Source organism: Enterobacter sp. 302C9, assembly GCF_034106085.1.
Classification (GTDB): Bacteria; Pseudomonadota; Gammaproteobacteria; order Enterobacterales; family Enterobacteriaceae; genus Enterobacter; species Enterobacter asburiae_B.
Genome location: NZ_JAWNBW010000006.1, coordinates 210,443 through 228,511, shown reverse-complemented (window position 1 = coordinate 228,511; position 18,069 = coordinate 210,443). Strand labels below are relative to the sequence as shown.

Annotated in this window: 18 protein-coding genes; 11 read left to right on the top strand and 7 right to left on the bottom strand. The window is 56.3% G+C overall.

Annotated elements, in window-relative coordinates; genetic code table 11:
* Window positions 1-28 precede the first annotated feature (28 nt).
* Window positions 29-577 (top strand): 50S ribosomal protein L7/L12-serine acetyltransferase, encoded by a 549-nt coding sequence (gene rimL / locus UR289_RS14225; protein ID WP_087822559.1) that lies wholly within the window; start codon window positions 29-31, stop codon window positions 575-577.
* Here the strand turns inward: rimL and ydcK are convergent.
* Window positions 572-1,552 (bottom strand): YdcK family protein, encoded by a 981-nt coding sequence (ydcK, locus tag UR289_RS14220; protein WP_087822560.1) that lies wholly within the window; start codon window positions 1,550-1,552, stop codon window positions 572-574. The genes rimL and ydcK overlap by 6 nt on opposite strands.
* A 114-nt stretch (window positions 1,553-1,666) precedes the next feature.
* Between ydcK and tehB the strand changes: the two genes are divergently transcribed.
* Window positions 1,667-2,281 (top strand): tellurite resistance methyltransferase TehB, encoded by a 615-nt coding sequence (tehB, locus tag UR289_RS14215; protein WP_259678412.1) that lies wholly within the window; start codon window positions 1,667-1,669, stop codon window positions 2,279-2,281.
* Here tehB and pepT read toward each other — a convergent pair.
* Window positions 2,278-3,507: a peptidase T gene (gene pepT, locus UR289_RS14210; protein WP_320710580.1), complete on the bottom strand. Its 1,230-nt coding sequence runs from the start codon at window positions 3,505-3,507 to the stop codon at window positions 2,278-2,280. The two genes, tehB and pepT, sit on opposite strands and share 4 nt — an antisense overlap.
* Before the next feature lie 111 nt (window positions 3,508-3,618).
* Here pepT and UR289_RS14205 point away from each other — a divergent pair, with 111 nt between their 5' ends.
* Together UR289_RS14205 and UR289_RS14200 are read left to right on the top strand one after the other, a co-directional pair.
* Entirely contained in the window at window positions 3,619-5,214 is a 1,596-nt protein-coding gene (locus UR289_RS14205) for an ABC transporter substrate-binding protein (protein WP_221702888.1), read from the top strand.
* Between the two features lie 135 nt (window positions 5,215-5,349).
* A complete protein-coding gene (locus UR289_RS14200; RefSeq protein ID WP_033145514.1) occupies window positions 5,350-6,024 on the top strand; it encodes a DUF3313 domain-containing protein in 675 nt (224 codons plus the stop codon).
* A 34-nt stretch (window positions 6,025-6,058) separates the two neighbouring features.
* Here UR289_RS14200 and UR289_RS14195 read toward each other — a convergent pair whose 3' ends face one another.
* Window positions 6,059-6,955, bottom strand: a complete 897-nt coding sequence (locus tag UR289_RS14195; RefSeq protein ID WP_045888391.1) for a DMT family transporter — start codon at window positions 6,953-6,955, stop codon at window positions 6,059-6,061.
* 173 nt (window positions 6,956-7,128) lie between these two features.
* Between UR289_RS14195 and UR289_RS14190 the strand changes: the two genes are divergently transcribed.
* Entirely contained in the window at window positions 7,129-8,001 is an 873-nt protein-coding gene (locus tag UR289_RS14190; protein WP_033145516.1) for a helix-turn-helix domain-containing protein, read from the top strand.
* On the opposite strand, the gene UR289_RS14185 is transcribed toward UR289_RS14190, so the two are convergent.
* Window positions 7,981-9,147 carry a benzoate/H(+) symporter BenE family transporter gene (locus UR289_RS14185; protein WP_320710576.1) on the bottom strand — a complete coding sequence of 389 codons (1,167 nt, stop codon included), beginning with the start codon at window positions 9,145-9,147 and terminating at the stop codon, window positions 7,981-7,983. The genes UR289_RS14190 and UR289_RS14185 overlap by 21 nt on opposite strands.
* 92 nt (window positions 9,148-9,239) lie before the next feature.
* On the opposite strand from UR289_RS14185, the gene UR289_RS14180 reads away from it, so the two are divergent.
* Window positions 9,240-9,767, top strand: a complete 528-nt coding sequence (locus UR289_RS14180; protein ID WP_087822565.1) for a helix-turn-helix domain-containing protein — start codon at window positions 9,240-9,242, stop codon at window positions 9,765-9,767.
* Between the two features lie 80 nt (window positions 9,768-9,847).
* Window positions 9,848-11,812, top strand: a complete 1,965-nt coding sequence (locus tag UR289_RS14175) for a U32 family peptidase (RefSeq protein ID WP_320710574.1) — start codon at window positions 9,848-9,850, stop codon at window positions 11,810-11,812.
* On the opposite strand, the gene UR289_RS14170 is transcribed toward UR289_RS14175, so the two are convergent.
* Window positions 11,813-12,043, bottom strand: a complete 231-nt coding sequence (locus UR289_RS14170) for a DUF2554 family protein (protein WP_033145520.1) — start codon at window positions 12,041-12,043, stop codon at window positions 11,813-11,815.
* A gap of 245 nt (window positions 12,044-12,288) precedes the next feature.
* On the opposite strand from UR289_RS14170, the gene UR289_RS14165 reads away from it, so the two are divergent.
* Window positions 12,289-12,651, top strand: a complete 363-nt coding sequence (locus UR289_RS14165) for a hypothetical protein (RefSeq protein ID WP_047060846.1) — start codon at window positions 12,289-12,291, stop codon at window positions 12,649-12,651.
* 164 nt (window positions 12,652-12,815) lie between these two features.
* On the opposite strand, the gene UR289_RS14160 is transcribed toward UR289_RS14165, so the two are convergent.
* Together UR289_RS14160 and ftrA are read right to left on the bottom strand one after the other, a co-directional pair.
* Window positions 12,816-13,352: a dihydrofolate reductase family protein gene (locus UR289_RS14160; protein ID WP_320710573.1), complete on the bottom strand. Its 537-nt coding sequence runs from the start codon at window positions 13,350-13,352 to the stop codon at window positions 12,816-12,818.
* Between the two features lie 478 nt (window positions 13,353-13,830).
* Complete coding sequence (gene ftrA / locus UR289_RS14155; RefSeq protein WP_320710572.1) at window positions 13,831-14,838, bottom strand: transcriptional regulator FtrA; 1,008 nt, start codon at window positions 14,836-14,838, stop codon at window positions 13,831-13,833.
* A gap of 73 nt (window positions 14,839-14,911) precedes the next feature.
* Between ftrA and UR289_RS14150 the strand changes: the two genes are divergently transcribed.
* From UR289_RS14150 to urtA, 3 genes are all read left to right on the top strand, one after another.
* The gene (locus UR289_RS14150) at window positions 14,912-15,325 is read left to right on the top strand and encodes a rhodanese-like domain-containing protein (protein WP_320710570.1); all 414 of its coding nucleotides are present in this window, start codon (window positions 14,912-14,914) and stop codon (window positions 15,323-15,325) included.
* Window positions 15,326-15,482: 157 nt separating this feature from the next.
* On the top strand, window positions 15,483-16,586 hold the full coding sequence (locus UR289_RS14145; RefSeq protein WP_320710569.1) for a cobalamin-independent methionine synthase II family protein: 1,104 nt from the start codon (window positions 15,483-15,485) through the stop codon (window positions 16,584-16,586).
* Window positions 16,587-16,788: 202 nt separating this feature from the next.
* The gene (gene urtA, locus UR289_RS14140) at window positions 16,789-18,060 is read left to right on the top strand and encodes an urea ABC transporter substrate-binding protein (protein WP_033145526.1); all 1,272 of its coding nucleotides are present in this window, start codon (window positions 16,789-16,791) and stop codon (window positions 18,058-18,060) included.
* Window positions 18,061-18,069 lie beyond the last annotated feature (9 nt).

Here is an 18,069-nt window from a genome sequence, read left to right as displayed (position 1 = left end):
CTTCGGGAGAGGGTTAGGGTGAGGGGCAATGACCGCAGCAAAATCCGAAATTATCCCGGTATCTGACGCTCTCGAGCTTCGCGCCGTCGAAGAGCGCTACGCCGCTGAACTGCACAATCTCGTCGTCAAAAACAAAACCTTTCTGCAAACCGCCTTTGACTGGGCGCAGCACGTGGGCAGCGAGGACGATACCCGCCGCAACGTGCAAAGTAACCAGATGCTGCACCAGCGCGGCTACGCAAAAATGTTTTTGATATTCAAGAGTGATGAACTGGTCGGCGTGCTGTCGTTCAATACGATTGAACCAGCCAACAAAGCCGGGTACATCGGCTACTGGCTGGATGAAAGCCATCAGGGGCAGGGCATTCTTTCCCGGTCACTGCAGGCGTTTATGCGCTACTACGTCGAACGCGGGGAGATCCGCCGTTTTGTGATCAAATGTCGGGTGGCAAATCAGCACAGCAACAGCGTTGCCGTGCGTAACGGTTTTACGCTGGAAGGATGCCTGCGGGAAGCGGAATACCTGAATGGCCGCTTTGACGATGTGAATATCTACGGGAAGATCTACGCCCTATAACGCTCCCAGCAGCGGGGTGCGGGTGATGCGCTGGTCGCCGTTAATCACCTTTTCGCCGCGCAGGTGAATGCTCTCCCCGTTAAACGCTTCGATGACCGCATCATCGGTGATTTCAACCCGGTGCTCAATGAGCACATCTCCGCTGATCCTCGCGCGTCCCTGGATCACCACCTTATCGTCCAGCATGATCGGCCCGCCGCGCAGCCATGCCTGACCGCCAATCAGAACGTGGTGCTTGATGACGCAGTTTCCTTCCACCACGGCATTCTCCGCAATCTGAGAGCTGTAGCGCACCGTCGGAATAGCATCGTCGTCATAACCGGCAATCACGCGGGCGTTGCCATAGACCTTTGCGCAGTCGCACACCCAGACGTTATTTAAGTCGTTACCTTCGAGGATGGCGTTGTCGAATACTTCGGCGCGGTGCTCAACAAAGGCAAAATTAACCATCGCCTCGCCGTAGATTTGCGCCTGGTGCACAATGCGTGACTGGCTGACGGTGGCCTTATCGTAGATTTGCAGGATCTGGTCATGGTCCGGCGTCAGCCCTTTGACGGCGATGATAACGCTGTTGTGCAGAACGCGGGCATCGCCGTAGAGATGGCATTCGCCCCGCACGCAGGAGTGCTGAATGGTGACGTTGTCACTTATTTGTGCCCCGTGGCTGACCTCTGCCGCGTCCAGCCAGCAGCTGCCGCTGATATGCGCATCGTGGCTAACGATGCACGGCAGGGTAAGTCGCGCATTGCCGGACACGACGGCACCGGCGAACACCACGCTGTTTTCGTCGTAGATCCAACAGTCGCCGTCCTGCGCGAGGGCGCGCTCATCGTCAACCCAGCCGCCTTTCGTACCGACCGTCACGTCGTTAAAATCCACTGTCGCGATAATCTGCCGCAGCGTGACGGAGCGGGTAGTGTCGCCGTTTTTCCATTGCCAGAGGCGGGTTTCGTCGCTAAGGCGATATTTGTTCATCTTTAGGTCTCTGATAAGCGTCTTAACTAAACGTAGCAAATTTTTCGGTTTTCGAGCGGCTGGCAACCAGACGGTAAACGCCTTAAAATGGCATTCAGGATGCACTTTAAACTTATGCAGGCTCAGGAAAAAATAATGACCGTTGATGAGAATTACTTCACAGAGAAATATGGCTTAACCCGCACCCATTCAGAGGTGCTGTTCAGTGCGGCAAAGATTAAACCGGGTAAAACGCTGGATCTGGGCTGCGGCAACGGCCGCAACAGCCTTTATCTGGCGGCCAACGGTTACGAGGTGACCGCGTGGGATAAGAACCCGATGAGCATCGAGAATATCGAGCGCATCAAGGCGGAAGAAGGGATCGATAACCTCCACACGGCAATTAAAGATCTCAACAGCCTGAGTTTTGACGGCGAGTACGATTTTATTCTCTCCACCGTGGTGCTGATGTTCCTGGAGTCAAAAACCATCCCGGGACTTATCGCCAACATGCAGCGCTGCACCAGGCCCGGCGGCTACAACCTGATTGTTGCCGCGATGGACACGGCGGATTACCCGTGCACCGTCGGCTTCCCGTTTGCGTTCAAAAGCGGTGAGCTGAGCAACTACTACGAAGGCTGGGAGTTGCTCAAATACAACGAAGACGTTGGCGAACTGCACCGCACCGACGAAAACGGCAACCGCATCAAGCTGCGCTTTGCCACAATGCTGGCGCGCAAGCCCGCTTAGCGGGCAGCAAGCAGGCAGATCTGCAGGGCGGTGTTGTAAGACGCCTCGAACGACGACAGCGGCAGGAATTCAAACTTCGAGTGAAAGTTATGCGCGCCGGTGAAGAAGTTCGGCGTGAGCAGCCCTTTTGCCGAGAGCGCCGCGCCGTCGGTACCGCCGCGCATGGGCGTCGGTTTCGGCGTGATGCCGAGCGAATCCATCGCCTCGAACATCAGATCGATGGCGCGCCTGTCTTCACCAATCGCATTGCTGATATTGCTGTAGGTATCTTCAATGCGATAGTCCACCCTGGCCGTTGGATACTGGGCGGCAACCAGCGCGGCTACGTCGGCAATCTGCTGCTTGCGGGCGGCAAAGTTGTCCTTGTCAAAGTCGCGGATATTGGCCTTAAGAATGGCCTCGCTTTGCCCGGCCTGAATGCCGTTAAACCAGATATAGCCCTCACGCCCCTCGGTGCACTCCGGCGTTTGCTGGCGGTCAAAATGGTTGATGTAGTCAGTCGCCATCAGCAGGGGATTCACCAGCACGCCTTTGGCGGACATCGGGTGCGCCGTTACGCCGGTAAAGCGGATTTCAGCGGCTGCCGCATTAAAGTTCTCGTAGACAATTTCCCCCAGCTCGCAGCAGTCGATGGTCCAGGCGAAGTCGACGTCAAAGCGCTTAAGGTCCAGCGCTTTTGCCCCGTTCAGGCCGATCTCTTCGTCAGGCACAAACGCCACGACGATATCCCCGTGCTGATGTTCCGCCGTCAGGTTTTCCAGCACCGTCATGACCACCGTGACCGCCGATTTATTATCCGCGCCCAATACGCTGGTTCCGTCGCTGAAAATAATCTCCTCATTCGGATACGCCAGAATTTCAGGATGCTCGTTAACCCGCAGCCAGATGTCTTTCTCTTTATTCAGGCAGAGATCTTCACCGGTAAAGGTTAATATTTGTGGATGAATATCCGGTGATAATCCCACGTCCACGGTATCTATATGGGTAATAAAGCCGATGCGCGGCGCGCCGGGCACGTTGCCTTTTTTGACCGCCGTTACCGTGGCGAATTCATCAATCACAATATCGTCTAACCCCAGCTGTGCCAGCTCCTGCGCCAGCTCCCGCGCCATGTCGTGCTGGCCCGGCGTTGAGGGCAGGGTTTTGACTTTGGGGTCGCTCTGGCTGGTGATCGCGAGATAGCGGAAAAAACGGTGCGTTAATTGTCTGGAAAGCGGCGAGCCCATAGTGATTTATTCCTTATTTATTTTTCAGGTGTTTGCCACATCACTTTAATGTTATTTATGAAATGGCAAAAGAATTAATTAGCCGTCGAATTAAAAAGACAGGAATAAATGATGAAAAGCAAACTCACAACTATAACGCTGGCGCTTGCTGTACTCACGGTCAGTTCCACCGTCGCCGCGAAAACGCTGGTGTATTGCTCCGAAGGATCGCCGGAAAACTTTAATCCTCAGCTATACACCTCGGGAACCAGCGTGGACGCCAGCGCCGTGCCGGTCTATAACCGGCTGGTTGATTTCAAACCCGGCACCACGGAGCTGGTGCCAAGCCTGGCGGAGCGCTGGGAGGTGAGCGACGACGGCAAGGTTTACACCTTCCATCTGCGTAAGGGCGTCAAATTCCAGAGCAATAAATCCTTCACGCCGACCCGCGACTTTAACGCCGACGACGTGATTTTCTCGTTTATGCGCCAGAAAGACGTGAATCATCCGTATCACAACGTCTCTAACGGCAGCTATTCCAACTTCGAAAGTCTGGAGTTTGGCAGCCTGATTACCGGCATTGATAAAGTTGATGACCACACCGTGCGCTTTACCCTGGCGCACCCGGAAGCGCCGTTTGTCGCCGATCTGGCATGGTATTTTGCCTCTATCCTGTCCGCGGAATATGCCGACGCGATGCTCAAAGCGGGCACGCCGGAGAAGGTGGATATGGAGCCTATAGGCACCGGGCCGTTTAAGCTGGCGCAGTATCAGAAGGATTCGCGGATCCTGTTTACGGCGTTCGACGACTACTGGCAGGGGAAATCGAAGCTGGATCGGCTGGTGTTTAGCATCACCCCGGATGCCTCCGTGCGGTTTGCCAAAATTGAGAAGAACGAGTGTCAGGTGATGCCGTTCCCGAACCCGGCGGACCTGCCGCGCATGAAGGCGAACAAAGACATCAACCTGATGAGCAAAGCCGGACTGAATACCGGCTTTCTGGCGTTCAATACCCAAAAGCCGCCGCTGGATAACGTAAAAGTCCGTCAGGCGCTGGCGATGGCCATCAATAAGCCGGCTATTATTGATGCGGTTTTCCACGGCACCGGCACTGCAGCAAAGAACCTGCTGCCGCCGGGCGTCTGGAGCGCAGACAGCGAGCTTAAGGATTACGATTACGATCCTCAAAAGGCGAAAGCGCTGCTGAAAGAGGCCGGTTTTGCCAACGGCGTGAGCGTCGACCTGTGGGCGATGCCGGTGCAGCGTCCGTACAATCCGAATGCGAAACGCATGGCGGAGATGATTCAGGCCGACTGGGCGAAAATCGGCGTACAGACCAAAATCGTCACCTACGAGTGGGGCGAATACCTTAAGCGCGTGAAGGGCGGGGAACATCAGGCCGCGCTGATGGGCTGGACGACCGCAACGGGCGATCCCGACAACTTCTTTGGCCCGCTATTTACCTGTACCTCGGCAAACGGTGGCTCAAATTCGGCGAAATGGTGCTATAAGCCCTTCGATAACATTATTGCGGAAGCAAAATCAACCACCGATCGCGATAAACGCGTGGCGCTGTATAAAGAGGCTCAGCAAATGATGCATGATCAAATGCCGGCGGTGATGATTGCGCATTCAACCATTTTCGAACCGGTGCGCAAGGAGGTGACGGGCTATGAAATTGACCCGTTTGGCAAACATCTGTTCTGGCAACTGGATATAAATCAGTAATTTTTCACTGCCCGGCACGCTTCCGGGCAGTCTTTTCGCAATTTGTGCTCTCCGCATCATTTTTTGTCACAACAAACCCGTCGGTCTTTTGCTATAACTTCAAATGCATACTTGCAGATAACATGGAAAACTATCATGCGTACTCAAACTTTTTTTAAAGTTGCAGTGCTTACTGGTCTGTTGGCGTTGGCGGGCTGTTCTTCAAAAGTCGCGGCTCCCGAACAATATTCTGGCTTTTTGAAAGACTATTCAGGCTTGCAGCAGACGACGTCTGCGACGGGTAAACCAACGCTGCGTTGGGTTGATCCTTCTTATAACGAAGCTAATTACGACAGTATTCTCTGGACGCCGATTACTTATTATCCTGCGCCTAAACCGACCACTCAAATTGGTCAAAAAACGCTTGATGAGCTGCTGAATTACACCAATAACAAAATGAAAACCGCTATTGGTACCCGTAAGCCAGTCGTGACCACGCCGGGTAAACACAGCCTGATTTTCCGCGGTGCAATTACCGGGGTGAGTTCGCAGAAAGAAGGTCTGCAGTTCTATGAAGTGGTGCCGGTCGCGCTGGTTGTAGCAGGTACGCAGATGGCAACCGGGCATCGCACCATGGATACGCATCTCTTCTTTGAAGGCGAACTGATCGATGCGGCCACCAACAAACCGGTCATGAAGGTGGTGCGTAAAGGCGAAGGTAAAGATCTGAACAACGAAAGTACGCCGATGACCTTTGCGACGCTGAAGCAGGTAGTTGATGACATGGCGACGGACGCCACCATGTTTGATGTGAAAAAGACCGCGAAATAAAATAAAACGGCCTGCGTAATGCAGGCCTTTTTATTTACGCCATTCGTAAGCGTCTGAACCAGGTTTCTGGTTTGGTAAACATCACCATATTTCCCCCCAGAATCAGCAATAACCCCACGATACCGTTGATATGCCAGACGTAGCCTTCATACACCGTTGAGATCGTCAGCGCCACCAGCGGGAAGAGCAGCGTACTGTAGGCCGCTTTGCCCGGACCGATACGTCCCACCAGCGTGAAGTAGGCGCCAAAGGCAATCACCGAACCAAACACGGCCAGATAGAGCAGCGCGCCAATGTAGCTGATGGTCCACTCTGGCGCGAAGCTGTCGCCTCTGAACAGGGCAATGCAGCCCATTACCAGGGTGCCGTAGAGCATCGCCCAGGCGTTGGTGGTCATGGTTTCAAGGCCTTTGCGCTGGTGACGCATGCTGATCATATTGCCCAGCGAGAAGCCGTAGGTGCCGAGCGCGGAGAGACCAATCCCGGTCAGGAGCGACGCGCTCCAGCCGCTGGCCAGCAGATCGTCCCAGAAGAGGGTGACGATCCCAGTCAGGCCCAGTGCCGCCGCCGTCCAGAAACGCGCGGGCGGGCGCTGCCCGAAGAAGATAAAGCTGTTAATGGCGTTATAGAGTACGGCCATGGAAAAGATCACCGATTCCAGCCCGGTGTTGATGTGCGAGGCTGCGGCGTAAAAACACCAGAAGTTAAAGCAGAAAACGCAGCATCCCTGGAGCATACAAAAGAGGTGATCCCGCAGCGCCAGCTTGCGCAGGCGGCGCAGGGCGATTAACACCACCATCATCGTGAGGCTGGCGACGGCGAAACGCCAGAAAATAGAGACGGGCGCCGCTACGGGACCTTGCTGCAGGAAAATCGCAATCCAGGTGGTTCCCCAGATGACCACCACCAGTCCGTATAATAATGCGTTCATATTTTTCTCTTCTCAAACCACGGAAGCCCGCAGTATGCCGCTGAGATCGGTCAGGGGCTTTCACCGGCTTGCGGTCGACTTGCAAAATCTTGCGCTTTTTTCTTTCCCGGGGGCTGGCAACGGGAGACAACTCTTCTTAGACTGATATTCCAGTCAATCACGCGCTTACGGTCATGTCTCACGCTTACGATACCTTTGAAACGCTTTGCCAACAGAATGCGGTCCTGCGGGAAACCGTCTCGCTGAATTCGGGCATTCAGCTGGCAGCGTGGTACAACAAGCACGATACGATAACGGTAAAAAGTAACCACCATACCCTGAGCCTGTACGTGGCGGACGGCTACGAAAGCTACCAAAAAACGCCGGGCGGCTGGAAGAACGGCGGGGGGCCGGACCGTTTCTGCTTGATGCCAAAAGAGAGCGAATCGACGTGGGATATCCGTGATGACCTGTCGTTTGTGCACCTCTACTGCACCGATGAACACCTGCGCGACGTGGGGGAAAAGATCTGGGACAAGCGCCCGCTTTCGCTGACGCTCGACGAGCGCATTTTTGGTAGCGATCCGAAAATCACCGCGCTGTATCGCCAGTTTTTGCTCGGCTGCGACTGGCAGCAGCACGCCAACCAGCTCACCCTGAGCACGGCCTCTACGCTGCTCCTGACCCATCTGCTGCAAAACTACTCTAACGTTCAGTGGAAGCTGCCGGTCGTCACCGGCGGGCTATCGCCATTCGTACTGCGCAACGTGCTGGCCTTTATCGAAGAGAACCTCGGGCAACCCCTGACGCTGGCTGAACTGGCGGCGCAGGCCACCCTCAGCGAATACCATTTTGCCCGCATGTTTCGCCAGTCGACGGGGCTGGCGCCGCATCAGTACGTGATGCAGAGGCGAATGGAAAAAGCGAAGGCCCTTGTGCAGAACACGGCGACGCCGCTAACGGACATCGCGCTTGCCTGCGGGTTTAACTCCGCCAGCCACTTCAGCAACCGCTTTCGCAGCGCGACGGGCATGACGCCTTCGCAGCTACGCGCGGCGAGCGCGTGAAAACAGGGCATAGCACACGCCGCCCAGCACCAGCCCCCAGAATGCCGAACCGATCCCGAGGATCGTGACGCCGCTCGCGGTCATCAGGAACGTGACGATGGCCGCGTCGCGCTCCGCCTCGTGGCTCAGTGCCTGATATAAACTCCCGCTGATGGTGCCCAGCAGCGCCAGACCGGCCAGCGTCTGGATCCAGCTGAGCGGCAGAGCGGCCATCAGCCCGGTAATCGAGCCGCCGAAAATCCCCGCCAGCAGATAAAATCCTCCGGCTGCGATGGCCGCCAGCCAGCGTTTACCGGCATCCGGATGCGCATCCGGGCTTTGACAAATGGCGGCAGTAATGGCCGCGATACAGATAGAAAAGACGCCAAAAGGGGATAACAGCAGCGCCAGCGCTCCCGTAAAGATGATAAGCGGCGAGACCGCCAGCGGATAACCGGAGGCTTTCATCGTGGCGAACCCCGGCGCGTTTTGTGAGGCCATAGTCACCAGGAAGAAGGGCACGCCAATACTCACCAGGCTGGTGAAGGTGAACGTAGGCGCAATAAATTCAGGCATTACCAGAGATAGGGTAACCTTGTCAGTGACAACGTCACCGCCCGCCCATGCCACGATACCGCCGACCAGCAGCGTGACCACGATGGCGTAGCGCGGTGCCAGCGCTTTTGCTATCAGCCACGCCGCAATCATGCTGCCGCACAGCAGAAAGTGCCCCTCAAGATGCGCAAACGCGTGCAGGCCAAACTGCAGCAACACGCCTGCCAGCATGGCGGCAGCAAGCGAATGGGGGATCAGCCTCATCAGACGGGCGAAGAGCCCGGTGATGCCGCAAAGTAAAATGAGCGCGTTAGCAAAGATGAACACGCCGATCGTTTCCGGCAGCGTTACGCCGTGCAGGCTGGTGGCGAGCAGCGCCGCGCCGGGCGTTGACCAGGCGGTCAGCACCGGCGCTTTGTACCACCAGGAAAGCGCCAGCGTGCTGACGCCCATCCCAATCCCCAGCGCGGTCATCCAGCCTGCGATCTGCTGTGCGCTGGCACCAGCCGCCGCGGCGGCCTGCCAGATGATGGCGGCCGAGCTGGCGTAACCGACCAGCACGGCGACAAAACCAGCCAGGGCGACTGGAACAAGGTGAGAGGAAGGGCGCATGAAAACTCCGTTGTGCGTTATAACGTCCGATATAAGGTAACACTGTGCGCTATAGCGTACAAGTGGTATGCTGATCGCCATCAGGAGGGACTATGGACATCACACTACACCTTGCAACAACGCTGAAAACGCTGCGCCAGACGCGCGGCTGGAGTTTATCGAAGCTCGCGGACGAGACCGGCGTGTCAAAAGCGATGCTGGGGCAAATCGAGCGCAATGAATCCAGCCCGACGGTGTCGACGCTGTGGAAAATAGCCACCGGGCTGAACGTGCCGTTTTCCGCGTTCATCACGCCAGAGGCGGACCGGCAGGCGGTGTTTGACCCGCAGCAGCAGGCGATGGTGGTCAAACCGCTTTTTCCGTGGGACGAGGCGCTCGGGTTTGATTATTTCTCCATCACGCTGGCACCCGGCGCGCTGAGTGAATCCACGCCGCATGAGGCCGGGGTGATTGAACATGTGGTGGTGGTCAGCGGCGAGCTGGAGATGAAGCTTGACGGCACGTGGCAGACGATTTCTGCCGATTCGGGCGTCCGTTTCGCCGGCGATAAACCGCACGCCTACCGCAACAGCAGCGACCGGACGGTGCATTTTCACTCCCTGATTCATTATCCCCGCTGACGCTACGCAAAACTGTTTCGCTGACGCATACTTCTGACTACAATAGCCGCCATTTTGACCATAACGGATAACGACGAAGTATGCGCCTGCAATCCCATCATCTTGAACTTTTAAGCCCGGCCCGCGACGCCGCCATTGCCCGTGAAGCGATCCTTCATGGTGCTGATGCCGTCTACATTGGCGGCCCGGGCTTCGGTGCCCGCCATAACGCCAGCAACAGCCTGAGCGATATTGCAGAACTGGTGCCGTTCGCCCACCGTTTCGGGGCGAAAGTGTTCGTGACCCTGAACACCATTCTTCATGATGATGAGCTGGAGCCTGCACAACGTCTGATTACCGATCTCTACCAGGCCGGCATTGATGCCCTGATCGTTCAGGATATGGGCGTGCTTGAGCTGGATATTCCGCCCATTGAACTGCATGCCAGTACCCAGTGCGATATCCGCACGGTCGAGAAGGCCAGGTTTCTCTCCGACGTCGGCTTTTCGCAGATCGTTCTGGCGCGCGAGCTGAACCTGAATCAGATCCGCGATATTCACCAGGCGACAGACGCGACGATCGAATTCTTTATCCACGGCGCGCTGTGCGTGGCTTACTCAGGTCAGTGCAATATTTCCCACGCGCAGACGGGCCGCAGCGCCAACCGCGGCGACTGTTCTCAGGCCTGCCGCCTGCCGTATACCCTGAAAGACGATCAGGGCCGCGTCGTGGCGTTCGAAAAACACCTGCTCTCCATGAAGGATAACGATCAGACGGCCAACCTGGGCGCGCTGATCGACGCGGGCGTGCGTTCCTTCAAGATTGAAGGGCGCTACAAAGATATGAGCTACGTGAAGAACATCACCGCGCACTATCGCCAGATGCTGGACGCCATCATCGAAGATCGCGGTGACCTGGCGCGCGCGTCGGCCGGTCGCACCGAACATTTCTTTATTCCGTCGACGGACAAAACGTTCCACCGCGGCAGCACGGACTATTTTGTGAATGCCCGTAAAGGGGATATCGGCGCGTTTGACTCACCGAAGTTTATCGGTTTACCGGTGGGCGAAGTGCTGAAAGTGGCGAAAGATCACCTTGATGTCGAAGTGACGGAACCGCTGGCGAACGGAGATGGCCTTAACGTGATGATTAAGCGTGAGGTCGTAGGCTTCCGTGCCAATACGGTCGAGAAAACCGGCGAGAACCGCTACCGCGTCTGGCCGAATGAAATGCCCGCCGATCTCTACAAGGCGCGGCCGAACGCGGCGCTTAACCGTAATCTCGATCATAACTGGCAGCAGGCGCTGCTTAAAACCTCCAGCGAACGCCGTATCGCCGTGGATATTGAGCTGGGCGGCTGGGAAGAGCAGCTGATTCTGACCATGACCTGCGAAGATGGCATCAGCGTGACGCATACGCTCGATGGTCATTTCGAGGTGGCAAACAATGCCGAAAAAGCGCTTAACAGCCTGAAGGATGGCGTGGCGAAGCTGGGCCAGACGATCTACTACGCGCGTGCGATCGACGTGGCGCTGCCGGACGCGCTGTTCGTGCCGAACAGCCTGCTTAACCAGTTCCGCCGCGAAACGGCAGAGATGCTGGATGCCGCGCGCCTGGCGCAGTATCCGCGCGGAAGCCGTAAAGCGGAAACCGTACCTGCGCCAGTCTACCCGGACACCCATTTATCCTTCCTCGCCAACGTCTATAACCATAAGGCGCGTGAATTCTATCATCGCCACGGCGTGCAGCTGATCGACGCAGCCTATGAAGCGCATGAAGAGAAGGGCGATGTGCCGGTGATGATCACCAAGCACTGCCTGCGCTTTGCGTTTAACCTGTGTCCTAAGCAGGCGAAAGGGAACATTAAGAGCTGGAAGGCCACCCCCATGCAGCTGGTAAACGGCGATGAGGTTCTGACCCTCAAGTTCGACTGCCGTCCTTGTGAAATGCATGTGATTGGTAAGATGAAAAACCACATCTTCAAAATGCCGCAGCCCGGCAGCATCGTGGCGTCCGTCAGTCCGGACGATCTGATGAAAACGCTGCCGAAACGCAAGGGCAGCTAATTACCGAACGTGCGTGTCCGGTTTGCGCGACTTCTGCCACAGGTGGTGCTCGCGCAAACCCTCCGCCGACTCTTCCGCAGCGCTTCGCAACTCATCGCTGTCGGCTTCATGACGAAGCTGATGCGCCACATTCTTGACCAATAAATATTCGTGTCCTTTGTGCCCGGCCATAAGCTGGCCGGAAAACAGCGCACAGATAAGCATGACGAAAGATAACCCTTTTTTAATCATGGATTCACCGCTGAAAAAGAATGCGGGATAATCATGTCGATTATTTTTTAGGGTTATTATTCAAAAATTAAAATTAGCGAAAAGAAAATGTCAAATAATGTGGGTTCGGAATTACGGCTAAGATATTTCCTAAAAAAACCATGACGCTTTGTAAAGTATCATTTCTGGACCTCAATTAGATATTTGCATTAAGGATAAACCTTATATAATAGTAAGTCTCTGGCTAAGGAACAGGTCATTTCTAAATGAAAAAAATAATAGCGCTTGCGCTTCTGGCGGTTGCTGCTGTGGCCGCTGCAGGGATTCGTTATGCAGGTAATGACGAACCAGAATATATTCGTTCTGCGGAAATTCGCGTGGGTTCCTATTTAACCAGCGATTATGGTGGCGTTGCCTGCTCCAGCAAAAAAATAAACGATCGGCGCTGGGAATTAGATTGTACTCATCAGGCAAGAGGAAAAACATTCCAGTTTGCGGTGTATCCCTCTGAAAAAGCACCTTATGGTGTCGCCCGTTCCTTTTATCTTGAAGCCCTTAATGACGACGCAAAACAGAGCGCTGAGCAGGGGCTTATGCGTTATTTGCAGATCAATACTCATGCAGGTTAATAAGGTTGTTTAGCGTTCGTTAAGACAACAGGTGTTAGGTTGTAAGGGATCCGCAGCCCGGCCACGGAGTGTCGGGACGTAGAGACCAAAACACAAATCTATCCATGCAAGCATTTACCGCCAGTTATTGGCGGTTTTTTTTTGCGCAGGCCGTCGCGATGGTTTTATGGCCTCAGCCGATAATGTGACTGCACCAGACCCGAAGGGAAACTGCGGCTTGATACAAGCGTTAAATCAATATCCTGAGGAAGGGTTCCGAACAGCGGTTTTCCCGCTCCGAGCATGACAGGAACGGTCGTGATCACCATATCGGCCACCAGTCCTTCGCGCAGGAACGACTGGATCACCTGTCCGCCATCGAGATAGACCCGATGAACGTTCTGCGCAGCGAGATCGTCCAGCACCTCCTTTGGCGTGCGGCAAGAGAACTGCACTTTTCCCTTCAGCGCCTCCGGCACGGTCGTACCGGCCAGCTGTCGGGAGAGTACCAGCACGGGCCGATCGTAAGGCCATGCGTCAAAGGTCAGTACCTTTTCATAGCTACCCCGGCCCATCACGATCCACTCTTTGTCCGCGATGAACGCCTCATAGCCATGATCTTCTGTGGGATCGTCGCGCTGCAGCAGCCAGTCGATATCGTCATTCTGTCGGGCGATGTAACCATCAAGACTGACCGCGATAAAAACGTGTGTGGTGACCATCAGGTGCTCCGTATTACGAAAATTAAAAAATGAATCTTCCTCTTAGCGGAGAGGGGCCCCTTTGTAAACGTGTATTCTGAAGCAATAAGACTGTCTTCAGAATAATGACAGACTTACAGCGATGCCCTGGTCCGGCTGTAAATCGCCGAAGCGTTTCCATAAGGCCGGGGCGAGGCGCAGGGATGCGCCGAGAGGGCGTGGCCTGCAGGGATGCAGGCTCATGCCCGACCCGATAGCCTGAAGGAATAAGCTGAGGGCACCGCGAAGCGGCGATTTACCGCCGGGAGCCCGGGTCGCCAGGGTGGTGGCGATTGAGCCACCCTGGCACGTTCACAGGTTATGTCGTTAAAGAATAGCAAGGAACATAAAGTGAACGGAATGACCACCAGAGCCGTATGTTCCCCCTCACCCCAGCCCTCTCCCTCAAGGGAGAGGGGGGCGTCCGTGCAGGCATTATTTTGTGGGGAACCCTCAACCGTTAGCGGGCAGTACCCGGACGTGAAAATTGTTTGCGATACTGAGCCGGGGAAAGCGCGAACTGCTGGCGAAAATGATGACGCAGTGTCGACGCCTGACCAAACCCGGTCTGTTCAGCGATGCTGTCGATGCTCAACCGGCTGCTTTCCAGATAATCTTTTGCTCTCAGCAGGCGTTCATTGATTAACCAGCGTGCGGGCGTCGTCCCCGTTGCCGCCTCGAAGCGACGAAGGAAGGTGCGCTGGCTCATTCCGACCCGACGCGCCAGGGAGTCGACGCTGTGCGCCTCGATAAGATGCGTGTGCAGAAAGTCAAACAGCTGGCCGAGACGCTGGCTTTCCCGCAGCTGGGCTACCGGGCGGCTCAGCTGTTGTGGCTGTGAACCATCCCGGTGAGGGGGAATGACCAGCCGACGCGCCACGCTGTTGGCGGTTTCCATGCCATAATCCCGCCGCACAACGTGCAGACAGAGATCGATTCCCGCCGCGCTGCCCGCGGACGTCAGAATATCGCCTTCGTCCTGGTAGAGCACATCCTCAACCACGTCGATGTCTGGATAACGGGCTTTAAGCGCGTCGATGTAGCGCCAGTGGGTTGTGGCTTTGCGGCCGTTCAGCAGCCCCGTAGCGGCCAGCACAAATACCCCCGAACAGATGGAGAGCAGCCGGCATCCTCGCGCGCTGGCCTGGCGTAGTGCCTCGCAGAGCGCGTCCGGAACCGGTGAATCCAGCCCCCGCCAGCCGGGAACCACAATCAGGTCCGCAGACGCAAGCAGGTTTAAATCACCATCGGTAACGATGCGGATCCCGCCAGTTGCCCGAAGTTCACCGCTGTCCACGCTCGCCACCGCAAAACGATACCATTCATCGCCAAGCTCGGGACGCGGCAGGCCGAAGATCTCCACCGCTACGCCAAACTCAAAGGTACACAGACCGTCATACGCCAGCACGACCACCTGCGGGCGGGCAATTTGTCTTAAGTTTGTCATCTTTTTGCTGTTTTCTGGCATAAGCGAACGCATTCATGGGCTGAATTTGTGGATAGAGTAGTGTTAACACAAACGCCAAAGATGAGGAAGGATCATGAGCTATGTTACTGAATTTCCGGCTGCCGAGCCGCAGGAAGCCGTTACCCATTTTCTGCGCCGCCTGAGCGTTGAAACCGACTGTGCGGATGTGCGCCACGCCATCGCAAATAATGAGCAGGACTTCGTGTTGCTGCACGTGGTGGGCAGCCCGGAGCAGTTTGCCCGCCGTCACGTGCCTGGCGCACTGCACCTGCCGCGGAGCCAGATGACCGCCGAGCGCATGGCCCAATGGCCTGAAGGCACGCTGTTCGTCGTTTACTGCGCAGGGCCGCACTGTAACGGCGCGGACAGAGCCGCGCTGAAGCTGGCGCGCCTCGGGCTGCCGGTCAAAATCATGCTCGGGGGGATCACCGGCTGGGAGGATGAAAAGTTCGCCTTTGCCAGCAGCGAAACCGCCGTCGCGCTGTGAAGATGAATTTTTTTCAACACCCGTGAAATTTTCTCGTTTGCCGGAACAGGACAGGTATGACATCTTTTTTTGGACATTTAGACATCCAGAAGTCTAAAGCTTCAAATGATGAATTATCACTGCTGGCAATTATCGCCGGCAGACTGAGGAGATTTCCATGCAACGACAGCACGCCCCGTACCGCGCCGATGTAGTCGGCAGTTTTTTACGCCCGGATGCCATCAAAGAGGCTCGCCTGAAGTTCGCCAGCGGCGAAATTGACGCCGGACAGCTTCGCGCGGTAGAGGATGATGCCATTCGCCACGTCGTTGAGCAGCAGTGTGCGTGCGGCCTGCATGTGGTCACCGACGGTGAATTTCGCCGTGCCTGGTGGCACTTCGACTTCTTCGACGGTCTGCAGGGCGTTGAGCGTTACGATTCGCAGCAGGGCATTCAGTTCAACGGGGTACAAACCAAAGCCCACGGCGTGCGCGTGACCGGCAAGCTGGGCTTTGGCGACCATCCGATGCTCGAAGATTTCCGCTACCTGAAAAGCATCAGCGGCAATGCTCAGCCGAAGATGACCATTCCCAGCCCAAGCGTGCTCCATTTCCGCGGCGGCCGTAAAGACATCGATGCGACGGTCTACCCGGATCTGAATGACTATTTCGACGATCTGGCGACCGCCTGGCGCGACGCCATCCGCGCATTTTACGACGCGGGCTGCCGTTACCTGCAGCTGGACGACACCGTCTGGGCCTATCTCTGTTCGGACGATCAGCGCCGTCAGATCCGCGAGCGCGGTGACGATGCCGATGAGCTGGCACGCATCTATGCCCGCGTCCTGAACAAGGCGCTGGAAGGCAAGCCGGACGATCTGACCATCGGCCTGCACGTCTGCCGCGGTAACTTCCGTTCAACCTGGATTTCCGAAGGCGGCTATGAGCCGGTGGCGGAAGTGCTGTTCGGGACGGTCAACGTTGACGCGTTCTTCCTTGAATACGACAACGACCGCAGCGGGGATTTCGCGCCATTGCGCTTCATTCGCCCGGGCAAGCAGCAGGTGGTGCTGGGCCTGATCACCACGAAAAACGGCGAGCTGGAGAACCCGGAGGGGATTAAAGCTCGTCTGGAAGAGGCGGCGAAATACGTGGCAAAAGAGCAAATTTGCCTCAGCCCGCAGTGCGGCTTTGCCTCTACCGAAGAGGGCAACAGCCTGAGCGAATCCCAGCAGTGGGACAAAGTCCGTCTGGTCACGCAGATCGCCAGCGAAGTCTGGTAAAGCCTCATCCACAGCGCTGCATTATAAAAGTGCAGCGCTGTGCCATTCTGAGACGTTCTCTTTACATCCCGCGTTCCCCCTCCAGAAATAGCGCTACCTCCATTCTGGCATCCTTTTTGCTCCTGCTTCGCTGACACATTTTTTTCCGCGTCCACGCCGTAACGGACGTTTTCGCACAGCGTTCTTTTTCAGGAGTGAAAATATGCAGCGTCGTACCTTATTAAAAGCCTTTGCGTTATCCGCGTCCGTCGTGACGATGGGAATGAGTTTTGGCGTGCAGGCGGCCGATACCATCAAAGTGGGGATCATGCATTCTCTTTCCGGCACCATGGCCATCTCCGAAACGCCGCTGAAAGACGTCGCGCTGATGACCATCGACGAGATCAACGCGAAAGGCGGCGTACTGGGTAAAAAACTGGAGCCGGTGGTGGTGGATCCCGCCTCAAACTGGCCGCTGTTTGCCGAGAAGGCGCGCCAGCTGTTAAGTCAGGATAAAGTGGCGGTGGTATTCGGCTGCTGGACGTCGGTATCGCGCAAATCCGTGCTGCCGGTCTTCGAGGAGCTGAACGGTCTGCTGTTTTATCCGGTGCAGTATGAAGGCGAAGAGATGTCGCCAAACGTCTTCTATACCGGCGCCGCGCCGAACCAGCAGGCCATCCCCGCGGTGGAATACCTGATGAGCGAAGACGGCGGCGCGGCGAAGCGCTTCTTCCTGCTGGGTACGGACTATGTTTACCCGCGCACCACCAACAAGATCCTGCGCGCGTTCCTGCATTCGAAAGGGGTGGAGGATAAGGACATCGAGGAGGTTTACACCCCGTTCGGTCATAGCGACTACCAGACCATCGTCGCCAACATCAAGAAATTCTCCGCGGGCGGCAAAACCGCCGTGGTGTCGACCATCAACGGCGATTCCAACGTTCCGTTCTACAAAGAGCTGGCTAACCAGGGGCTGAAGGCGACCGACGTGCCGGTGGTGGCGTTCTCCGTGGGAGAAGAAGAGCTGCGCGGGATCGACACCAAACCGCTGGTCGGCAACCTCGCGGCGTGGAACTACTTCGAATCCGTGGATAACCCGACCAACCAGGCCTTCGTGGCGGATTACAAAGCCTATGCGAAGGCGCACAAGCTGCCGAACGCCGATACCGTGGTGACCAACGACCCGATGGAAGCGACTTACGTGGGGATCCATATGTGGGCGCAGGCGGTGGAAAAAGCGGGCACAACCGACGTGGATAAAGTGCGTGCGGCGATGGCCGGTCAGTCCTTTAAGGCGCCGTCAGGCTTTACGCTCACCATGGATGCCACCAACCACCATCTGCATAAGCCGGTCATGATCGGCGAAATCGAAGGCAACGGTCAGTTCAACGTGGTGTGGCAGACAGAACAGCCGGTACGCGCCCAGCCGTGGAGCCCGTTCATCGCCGGTAACGATAAAAAGCCCGACCAGCCGATGAAAACCGCCAGCAACTAAGCCATCACC

Coding starts and splice junctions, on each gene's coding strand:
- rimL (WP_087822559.1), top strand. CDS start 29: ATGACCGCAGCAAAATCCGAAATTATCCCGGTATCTGACGCTCTCGAG.
- ydcK (WP_087822560.1), bottom strand. CDS start 1,552: ATGAACAAATATCGCCTTAGCGACGAAACCCGCCTCTGGCAATGGAAA.
- tehB (WP_259678412.1), top strand. CDS start 1,667: ATGCAGGCTCAGGAAAAAATAATGACCGTTGATGAGAATTACTTCACA.
- pepT (WP_320710580.1), bottom strand. CDS start 3,507: ATGGGCTCGCCGCTTTCCAGACAATTAACGCACCGTTTTTTCCGCTAT.
- UR289_RS14205 (WP_221702888.1), top strand. CDS start 3,619: ATGAAAAGCAAACTCACAACTATAACGCTGGCGCTTGCTGTACTCACG.
- UR289_RS14200 (WP_033145514.1), top strand. CDS start 5,350: ATGCGTACTCAAACTTTTTTTAAAGTTGCAGTGCTTACTGGTCTGTTG.
- UR289_RS14195 (WP_045888391.1), bottom strand. CDS start 6,955: ATGAACGCATTATTATACGGACTGGTGGTGGTCATCTGGGGAACCACC.
- UR289_RS14190 (WP_033145516.1), top strand. CDS start 7,129: ATGTCTCACGCTTACGATACCTTTGAAACGCTTTGCCAACAGAATGCG.
- UR289_RS14185 (WP_320710576.1), bottom strand. CDS start 9,147: ATGCGCCCTTCCTCTCACCTTGTTCCAGTCGCCCTGGCTGGTTTTGTC.
- UR289_RS14180 (WP_087822565.1), top strand. CDS start 9,240: ATGGACATCACACTACACCTTGCAACAACGCTGAAAACGCTGCGCCAG.
- UR289_RS14175 (WP_320710574.1), top strand. CDS start 9,848: ATGCGCCTGCAATCCCATCATCTTGAACTTTTAAGCCCGGCCCGCGAC.
- UR289_RS14170 (WP_033145520.1), bottom strand. CDS start 12,043: ATGATTAAAAAAGGGTTATCTTTCGTCATGCTTATCTGTGCGCTGTTT.
- UR289_RS14165 (WP_047060846.1), top strand. CDS start 12,289: ATGAAAAAAATAATAGCGCTTGCGCTTCTGGCGGTTGCTGCTGTGGCC.
- UR289_RS14160 (WP_320710573.1), bottom strand. CDS start 13,352: ATGGTCACCACACACGTTTTTATCGCGGTCAGTCTTGATGGTTACATC.
- ftrA (WP_320710572.1), bottom strand. CDS start 14,838: ATGCCAGAAAACAGCAAAAAGATGACAAACTTAAGACAAATTGCCCGC.
- UR289_RS14150 (WP_320710570.1), top strand. CDS start 14,912: ATGAGCTATGTTACTGAATTTCCGGCTGCCGAGCCGCAGGAAGCCGTT.
- UR289_RS14145 (WP_320710569.1), top strand. CDS start 15,483: ATGCAACGACAGCACGCCCCGTACCGCGCCGATGTAGTCGGCAGTTTT.
- urtA (WP_033145526.1), top strand. CDS start 16,789: ATGCAGCGTCGTACCTTATTAAAAGCCTTTGCGTTATCCGCGTCCGTC.